We start from the raw sequence: 7,806 nt of genomic DNA, 5'->3' as shown, positions 1-7,806 counted from the left end.
CGCACCCGCGCCCGAGCCGGCCCCTGAGCCCGCTCCCGCGCCGCCGCCCGCACCGGCTCCCGCGCCGCCCGCACCGGCCCCGGCGCCCGCCGCGGACCCGGTGGCCGCGCCGACCGAGCAGCCCGGTCCGGTCGTGGTGGTCGTGCAGTCCGGCGACCCCACCGGGACCGCGCCCGGCGCCGACCCGGCCCAGCAGGGCACGGCCGCACCGGCCGAGCCGGTGGCCGCGAGCGAGAGCTCGGACGGCATCGGCGGCGAGGAGCTGCTCATCGGTGGAGCCGGCCTGGCCGCGGGTGCGATCGCGGGCGGCGTCGCCGGCGCGGTGGCGGGCAAGGTCTTCAAGTCCGACGAGGACGGGACCGAGGCCACCGCGACGGTCTGACCGTCCGCACCAGACATGCCGGGCAGCAGGGGTGTGCACCCCCGTCGCACCTCTGCTGCCCGGCAGCCGCGCCGACATCTCACACATCGACTAACCGCCTGAACGGATCACCGTCGTAAAGCAGTCAGCCGAGAGCGTGCAGCCGTTCGGCCGCCTATGATTCGGCTCGCCGCACGGCTCCATACCCCTTGAAAGGCCGAACGATGTTGTGCCACGCCTGCCATGTGCACCTGCGGCGGGACTACCCGTACTGCCTGCACTGCGGCACGCTGCGCAAGGGCGCCGTCGTGGACTCCTACGCGGCGCCGGAGCTGCGGTGGTCCGACGCCGCGGGCGAGCGGGTCCACCCGCTCGTCAAGCCCACCACCACGATCGGCCGCAGCCCCGACAACGACATCGTGCTCGACGACGCCAGCGTCTCGCGCCATCATGCCCGGGTCGTGCGCAACGCCGAGGGCTTCCACCTGGAGGACCTCAACTCGTTCAACGGCACCACGATCGGCCGGCGCACCTTCCACGGCGACTGGGCCCCACTGCCGGACGAGTCCAAACTGCACATCGGCGATATACCGCTGCGATTCGCGCAGCCGCGATCGGCGGCGATCGGCTCCAAGACGATGGTGCGTGGCGTCGAGCACAGCATCCTGCTGCCCGCCGACCAGCCCGAGACCGCGCCGACGGCCACCGGCCCGCTGACGGCGCGGCCGCGGCGGCGCAGCGGCTGGGCGCTCAAGCAGGTGCCGGACATGCGCGGCGACCAGCAATGGGTGCTGCGCAACACCCGCACCGGCCAGTACCTGCAGCTCGACGACCGCGACGTGTTCCTGTGGCACCAGCTCGACGGCGAGAACACCGTGCGTGACCTGCTCTTCGCGTACGCCCAGCGCTACGGCGAACTGGCGCTGCCCCGCATCGAGCGCACGCTGCGCACGTTCGTGGCGCTGGAGCTGGTGCGCGGCGTGCACGGCCAGCGCGAGGCCGAGAAGCCGCCGCTGCTCAAGCGATTCGGGCGGGCGGTGCTGAAGACGCTGCTGCGCACGGAGGTGTCGGTCAGCGGCCTGGACGGGCTGTTCACCCGGATGTACCGGTCGTTCGGCTGGCGCTTCTTCACCCGTACCGGCGTGTTCGGGCTCTGGTTCTGCATCATCGGCGGCATCTACGCGATGACCGTGGCCAGCGTGAGCCAGAACCTGTTCGACATCAACGGCGCGGGCATCTGGGGCACCGTCGTCATCGCCGCCGGCTACCTGTTCGCGCTGATCGTGCACGAGTCGGCGCACGCGCTCGCCGTCAAGTCCTACGGCCGCACCGTCACCCGCGGCGGCTTCATGCTGATGATGGGCATGCCGTTCGCCTTCGTGGACACCTCCGACATGTGGTTCGGCAGCCGCTGGTCGCGCATCGTCGTGACGCTGTCCGGACCGCTGTCGACCGCGGCCATCGCCGGGATGCTCGCCGCGGCCGCCGCCTGGGTGCCCGCGCCGCAGGTGTCCGGCATGGCCTACCAGCTGGCCTTCGGCCTCTACCTGAACACCCTGTACAACCTCAATCCGCTGATGCCGCTGGACGGTTACCAGGCGCTCGCGGACGGGCTGCGGCTGCCGCGCCTGCGCGAGGAGGCGTCGGCCTACTTCACCAAGGGCATCTGGTCCGACATCAAAGCGGGCCGCAAGCCCGGCATCAAGCAGATAGGCATGGCGGCGTACGGCTTCACCGCCGTCGTCGGCACCGGCCTGTTCGTGCTGCTGGGCTTCCTGGCCTGGCGCGACCGGCTCGGCGGGCTCGTCGAGGAGTACCTGCCGCCCGGTATCGACGTGCTGGTCGTCGTGCTGGGCATCGGCCTGATCATGTTCCCGATCTGGTACCGGCTGTTCCGCAAACTGACCGGCTTCATCAAGTCCCGTAAGGCCGCGACCGCGGAGGTGACGGCATGACTCAGCCCATCATGTGGACCGTGCCCGGCTACGTCGAGATCCGCGAGCTGGGGCGCGGCGCGTCCGGCCTGGTGGTGCTCGCCGAGCACGAGGCGACCCAGGTCAAGGTCGCCATCAAGTACCTGGCCGAGCACCTGCGCGACGACGAGAACTTCATCCGCTCGTTCCGGGCCGAAGCCCGGGTCATGTCCGAGGTGGAGTCGCCGCAGATCGCGCGGCTGTACGAGTACATCGAAGCGCCCGGCGGCGCGGCGATCGTGATGGAGCTGGTCGACGGCGTCGCGCTGCGCGCGATCCTGCGCGAACAGGGCCCGACCGAGCCCGAAGCGGCGCTGGTCGTGCTGAAGGGCTCGCTGCTCGGCCTGGCCGCCGCCCACGACCGCGGCGTCGTACACCGCGACTACAAGCCCGAGAACGTGCTGGTGAACGGCGAGGGCCAGAGCAAGTTGGCCGACTTCGGCATCGCCGCGCGCAGCGGCCGGCAGGGTCCGCTCGCCGGCACGCCCTCGTACATGGCTCCCGAGCAGTGGGCCGGCGCACCCGCCAGCCCGTCGACCGACATCTACGCGGCGACCGCCACGTTCTTCGAGTGCCTGGCCGGGCAACCGCCGTTCCGCGCCCCCGGCGACATCCAGGGCCTGCGCCGCCAGCACGAACAGGCACCCGTCCCGGTGGAGATGGTTCCGGAGGCCGTACGCGGACTGGTGCGGCGCGGGCTGGCCAAGGACGCCAAGCAGCGCCCCAAGGACGCCACGACGTTCCTGCGCGAGCTGGAGGCAGTCGCCGGGGCCGGATACGGGCCGGAATGGGAGGAGGAGGGCCGCAGCAAGCTGGCCCGCCGCGCGCTGCTGCTGGCGTTGCTGTTCCCGCTGGCCGCGGTGCAGGCCAACGCCACCGCCATCGGCACCACCATCCTCGGTATGTCCCGCAAAGCGTTCACCGTGGCAGCCAGTGTTACCGCACTGGTGCTGATCCTGGGCGGGGCCGGAGCCGCGGCACTGTGGCCGACGAGCACCAGTCCGACGCCGCTGCCCAGCGCGACCGCGGACGCATCGCCGTCGCCGAGCGAGTCGCCGTCGCCCTCCCCGTCACCGAGCCCGTCACCGTCGGAGAGCCCGTCCCCGTCGCCCTCTCCGTCGGACGAGCCGCAGCCGAGCCCGAGCAAGAAGCCGTCCCCGTCGCCCTCGCCGTCCCCGTCCCCGCCCCCGACGCCCACCATCGGGGCCTTCGTGCTGAACCTCGACCGTGGCAACGTGTGCATCCTCAAGGCATGCACGGAGAGCATCTTCGCCAACACGACGTTCCGGCCGACCGGTTCCGGCCAAGCCCGGGTCTACATCGAGTTCATTCAGTCCAGTGACGGCAAGAATCCTGCCGCGTCAGCCGCTGCTCCGACGTCCAAGGACTTCACCGTCCCAAGCAGTGAGCCATACACCTACAGTAAATCGATGGCCATCGGTCAGGCTTGCGGCAACTACTACTACTCGATCGTCAAGGCATGGATCGTTGTCGGAGGGAAGACCGTCATGAGTGACACAAAGTCGATCTACTGCGGGCCGATCATCAGATGAGTGCCTTGATCGGGGGCAAGTACACCCTGCTGGATGCGGGGCGGGCCGGACGGCTCGGCACGTGGCACACGGTGTCCACAGCAGAGGGCAAGCAGCGCGGCGCGCTGCGCCTAGAGGACCGGGGTCTGACCGACCCGGTCGCGGCGCGGCGGCTCGCCGACGCGATCGGCGCCCAGGCCGCGCTGCGCGTGCCGGGCCTGCTCAACGTCATCGACCAGGTGACGGAGCGGCACAGCTGGCTGATCACCAATGCGGCGCCGTCGCCGACGGTGGCGCAGGCGCTGACGGCCGGGGTGACGCTGCCGCCCGCGGTGGCCGCGCTGATCGCCACCGACACCGCGCAGACGCTGCTCCGGCTGCACCAGGCCCAGCTGGCGCACGGCGAACTGAACGCGCACGGCGTGGTGATCAGCGCCGGGGGCGCGGCCCTGCTGGCCGAGGCCGGTTACGGGCACGCCGTGCTCGGCACCACGCCCGGTCCGGGGCATGACGCGGCCGGGTGGTCCCGGCTGCTCGCCCAGCTCGCGGACGCCTGCCGCGACACCGATACCCAGCAACTGCTGCGCCAGGCCGGGCAGCAGGCCGAGGCGATCGGCGGCAGCGCCGGCCTGACCGCCGCGCTGACCACGCTCAGCGGAGCGGCACAGCGGATCACCGGTTTCGGCGACCGCGCCGCGCTGAAGGCGCTCGCCGCGCAGATGCACCCGCTCTCCGCCGCCCCGGTCTCCGCACCTCCGGTGTCCGCTCCTCCGGTATCCGCGCCACCGGCCTCCGCTCCGCCGGTCTCGGCTGCGCCAGTGTCCGCGCCGCCCGCATACCCGCCGAGCGGTGTGCCCGCGGCCGAGGAGACGGTGCGGCTTGCCGAGGGCTCGCACTCCGCGCCGCCGCCGGTGCCACCGCAGACGCCGCGGGCCGCGCCGCCGACCGCCGTCATGCCGGTGGTGCCGCCGGACGGGGCGACCCGCCTGGGCAACCGCGCTGCCGAGGAGCAGCGCAAGTCCGGCGCGTATCAGCCAGGCCGGGCCGCACCACCGCCCGCGCAGCAGGACGTCAACCTGCGGTTCGGGCAAGGTGTGCCGCCCGCGCCGCCCGCCTGGCAGATGGCCGCCGCGCAGGCCGCCCCGCCGCCCCGGCGCAAGAAGTCGGTCGGCAAGCGCATCGCCGCGTTCTTCAGCGCGCTGACCACGGTCGCGCTGCTGGTCATCGCAGGCTATGTCGCCTGGACCTGGTGGCAGGAGAACAACAACGCCGTTCAGGTCACCAAAGTCACCGTCACGCCGGTCATCCCGCCGACCACCGCCGAATGCGACGTGAACGTCGACGTGGTGGGCCTCATCGAGACCGACGGCCAGGCCGGGAAGATCACGTACCAGTGGCTGCGCAACGACGGCGAGACCTCCGTCGCGCTGGAGCAGGCGGTCAAGAAGGGCCAGCGCAGCGTGCAGGTGCACCTGTTCTGGCGCTTCCAGGGCAAGGGCACCCGCGACGCCGAGGCCACCCTGCGCATCTTGAAGCCCACCGTCATCCAGGGCACGTCGAAGTTCACGTACTCCTGCAAGTGACGCACGGACGCTGAGCCCACCCGCCGTCCAGCGGGTGGGCTCAGTCGTGCGGCGAGGTGGCCGCGCCGGCGATCAGGTATCGCTGTCCAACAGGTCGGCCAGGATCAGCTGCTCCACGGCGTATGCCCATTCGGGGCAGCGGTGCCGCCGGCAGTGCACGCACATGTCGGTGGCCGGGTCGTCGCCGTGGACGGCGATGGCCTGCCAGTACCGTCGCGCCAGCTCATCCGGAATCGGGGCGTGCCCCTGCGGAGGAGTGCTCACGCGGACACCGCCTCGGCGTCCGCCCGGTGCCGGACGAGCCGGGGCGACCGGGCACGCATGACCTGCTCACGCGACACGCGATGGGTGCACGCACCGCAGACCGCACCGACCGCGCCGCCGCAGGACGAACACCAGCTCGCCGCATGTCCGCGCAGGAACCATCCGGCGAGCATGGCCAGCAGTACGACCATGCCGAGTCCGGCGATGGCCAGATAGACTGCCATGAACCACCTCCAGTGGAGTTGTGGTGGAGGCGGGGCGCCGGGGCCAACCAGTCAGCCCCGCCTCCGGCTTATGACAAGCACTCGTCAGCGGCTGGACCGATGGCCCGAGGCAGTGACAAGCTGTGTCCGTTGTGGATTACACTACTGATCGATTCCTATTTTAGGAACCTAAGTTTGGCCGCCACACTCTCTTCGGCGGCGGCGGATCAGCAAGGAGTCCGGCACGTGGACAACCCCACGATTCAACGTCGACGACTCGGCCAAGCCCTTCGCCGTGGGCGCGAAGCCGCCGGGCGCACTCAGGAAGAGGCCGGTCGCGTTATCGACGCGGCGGCCACGAAGATCAGCCGAATGGAACTCGGCCAGTCCGGCATCAAGATCCATGACCTCAACGCGTTGCTGGAGTTCTACGGTCTAGTCGACGAGCCTGCCGAGGCCCTGCGCGATTTGGCACGCGCGGGACGCCAACGCGGTCGTTGGAGTGGGCGAAACATCCCGGACTGGTTTCGGCAATACGTCGACCTGGAGGCCGCCGCGTCAGAAGTCCGCTGGTACCAGTCCGAGATCATGCCCGGCATCCTGCAGACCGAGGAGTACATCCGCGCCATGGGACCGGGTGATTCCGGTGGAGCCGATGACCATGTGGCACTGCGCAAAGAGCGCCAATCCCTGCTGACTCGCGACGACGCGCCCGACTTCGCGGTCATCATCAGCGAATCGGCACTGCGCAGACAGGTCGGTGGTTCGGAGGTCATGCGCACCCAACTGCGGCACGTGGCACGGACGGCGGCGCAGGCGATCATCTCGTTGCAGGTGTTGCCATTCGACGCCGCGACATATACGACGTCGAGCTTCGCCTTCACCCTGCTGCGGTTCAACCAGGATGCCGGTTCGGACGTCGTCTACCTGGAGGACTACACGAATGCGTATTACCTTGATGATCAGGAGACGGCGCGTGGCTACTCTAGGCTGTGGAATCGGCTGAGTGCCGCCGCGCTCGGCCCGCAGGAGTCCGTGCGGCTGATCGAGAAGATCGCCGAGGAGCTTCGCCTGTAACACCGATGGAGATGATCACAGCATGGCGAGTTCGGATTTCGACCAGGCGGAGTGGCGCAAGAGCTCCCGTAGCGACAACAACGGCGGGCAGTGCGTCGAGGTTGCCCTGACCACGACGACCATCGGGGTCCGGGACAGCAAGGACCGTGACGGCACGGTGCTCACCTTCGCCGCCGAGGGCTGGGCCGCGTTCCTCACCGGGGTCAAATCCGGCGAGTTCGACCGCTGACTGCTGGAGCCGACCATGCAGGTGAACCTCGTACAAGGCGACATCACCCGCCAGGAAGTAGACGCGATCGTCAACGCGGCCAACTCGTCGCTGCTCGGCGGCGGTGGCGTGGACGGGGCGATCCACCGCAAGGGCGGCCCGGAGATCCTCGCCGAGTGCCGGGCGCTGCGCGCGTCCCACTACGGCCGGGGCCTGCCCACCGGCCAGGCCGTCGCCACGACCGCGGGCAAGTTGCCTGCACGCTGGGTGGTGCACACCGTGGGACCCGTGTACAGCGCCACCGAGGACCGAGCCGAGCTGCTGCGTGACTGCTACCGCAACGCGCTGCGGGTGGCGGGCGAGCTGGGCGCGCGTACCGTCGCCTTCCCGCTGATCTCCTCGGGCGTCTACCGCTGGCCGATCGACGACGCCGTACGCCAGGCCCTGGATGTGCTGGAGAACGCCGATACCACGGTCGAGGAAGCCACGCTGGTGCTTTTCGACGAGCCCGCCTACCGGACCGCATCGGGCATCCAGGCCGGTCGGAGCTAGGTCTCGCCGCGCGAGTCGTGGTGCAACCTCGCAGGTTGTCGCAGCGAACAGAA

8 protein-coding genes and 1 pseudogene are annotated in these 7,806 nt (G+C 70.3%); 7 read left to right on the top strand and 2 right to left on the bottom strand.

What is annotated here, in order from left to right; all coding sequences use genetic code 11:
• From FLL47_RS43460 to FLL47_RS39715, 4 genes and pseudogenes are all read left to right on the top strand, one after another.
• A pseudogene (locus tag FLL47_RS43460) lies at positions 1-382 on the top strand (hypothetical protein); the annotation flags it as partial.
• Positions 383-606: 224 nt separating this feature from the next.
• Entirely contained in the window at positions 607-2,316 is a 1,710-nt protein-coding gene (locus FLL47_RS39725) for an FHA domain-containing protein (protein WP_186316199.1), read from the top strand.
• Entirely contained in the window at positions 2,313-3,887 is a 1,575-nt protein-coding gene (locus tag FLL47_RS39720; protein ID WP_246159289.1) for a serine/threonine-protein kinase, read from the top strand. Before FLL47_RS39725 ends, FLL47_RS39720 begins: the two co-directional genes overlap by 4 nt.
• Positions 3,884-5,449, top strand: a complete 1,566-nt coding sequence (locus FLL47_RS39715; protein WP_144127840.1) for a hypothetical protein — start codon at positions 3,884-3,886, stop codon at positions 5,447-5,449. The genes FLL47_RS39720 and FLL47_RS39715 overlap by 4 nt, the downstream gene beginning before the upstream one ends.
• Before the next feature lie 72 nt (positions 5,450-5,521).
• Here FLL47_RS39715 and FLL47_RS39710 read toward each other — a convergent pair whose 3' ends face one another.
• Together FLL47_RS39710 and FLL47_RS39705 are read right to left on the bottom strand one after the other, a co-directional pair.
• Complete coding sequence (locus FLL47_RS39710; protein ID WP_144127839.1) at positions 5,522-5,713, bottom strand: hypothetical protein; 192 nt, start codon at positions 5,711-5,713, stop codon at positions 5,522-5,524.
• Positions 5,710-5,937, bottom strand: a complete 228-nt coding sequence (locus tag FLL47_RS39705) for a hypothetical protein (protein WP_144127838.1) — start codon at positions 5,935-5,937, stop codon at positions 5,710-5,712. The genes FLL47_RS39710 and FLL47_RS39705 overlap by 4 nt, the downstream gene beginning before the upstream one ends.
• A gap of 225 nt (positions 5,938-6,162) precedes the next feature.
• Here FLL47_RS39705 and FLL47_RS39700 point away from each other — a divergent pair, with 225 nt between their 5' ends.
• Genes FLL47_RS39700 through FLL47_RS39690 form a run of 3 tightly spaced genes read left to right on the top strand, consistent with a single transcriptional unit; the run spans position 6,163 to position 7,753 of the window.
• Positions 6,163-6,993, top strand: a complete 831-nt coding sequence (locus FLL47_RS39700) for a helix-turn-helix domain-containing protein (protein WP_144127837.1) — start codon at positions 6,163-6,165, stop codon at positions 6,991-6,993.
• 22 nt (positions 6,994-7,015) lie between these two features.
• Positions 7,016-7,222 (top strand): DUF397 domain-containing protein, encoded by a 207-nt coding sequence (locus tag FLL47_RS39695; RefSeq protein ID WP_144127836.1) that lies wholly within the window; start codon positions 7,016-7,018, stop codon positions 7,220-7,222.
• Positions 7,223-7,237: 15 nt separating this feature from the next.
• Positions 7,238-7,753 (top strand): O-acetyl-ADP-ribose deacetylase, encoded by a 516-nt coding sequence (locus tag FLL47_RS39690; protein ID WP_144127835.1) that lies wholly within the window; start codon positions 7,238-7,240, stop codon positions 7,751-7,753.
• Positions 7,754-7,806 lie beyond the last annotated feature (53 nt).

The organism is Catellatospora sichuanensis (assembly GCF_007483665.1).
In the GTDB taxonomy this organism is placed as follows: Bacteria; Actinomycetota; Actinomycetes; order Mycobacteriales; family Micromonosporaceae; genus Catellatospora; species Catellatospora sichuanensis.
This window is presented reverse-complemented; position numbering and strand designations above follow the sequence as displayed.

Coding starts and splice junctions, on each gene's coding strand:
- FLL47_RS39690 (WP_144127835.1), top strand. CDS start 7,238: ATGCAGGTGAACCTCGTACAAGGCGACATCACCCGCCAGGAAGTAGAC.
- FLL47_RS39720 (WP_246159289.1), top strand. CDS start 2,313: ATGACTCAGCCCATCATGTGGACCGTGCCCGGCTACGTCGAGATCCGC.
- FLL47_RS39695 (WP_144127836.1), top strand. CDS start 7,016: ATGGCGAGTTCGGATTTCGACCAGGCGGAGTGGCGCAAGAGCTCCCGT.
- FLL47_RS39705 (WP_144127838.1), bottom strand. CDS start 5,937: ATGGCAGTCTATCTGGCCATCGCCGGACTCGGCATGGTCGTACTGCTG.
- FLL47_RS39715 (WP_144127840.1), top strand. CDS start 3,884: ATGAGTGCCTTGATCGGGGGCAAGTACACCCTGCTGGATGCGGGGCGG.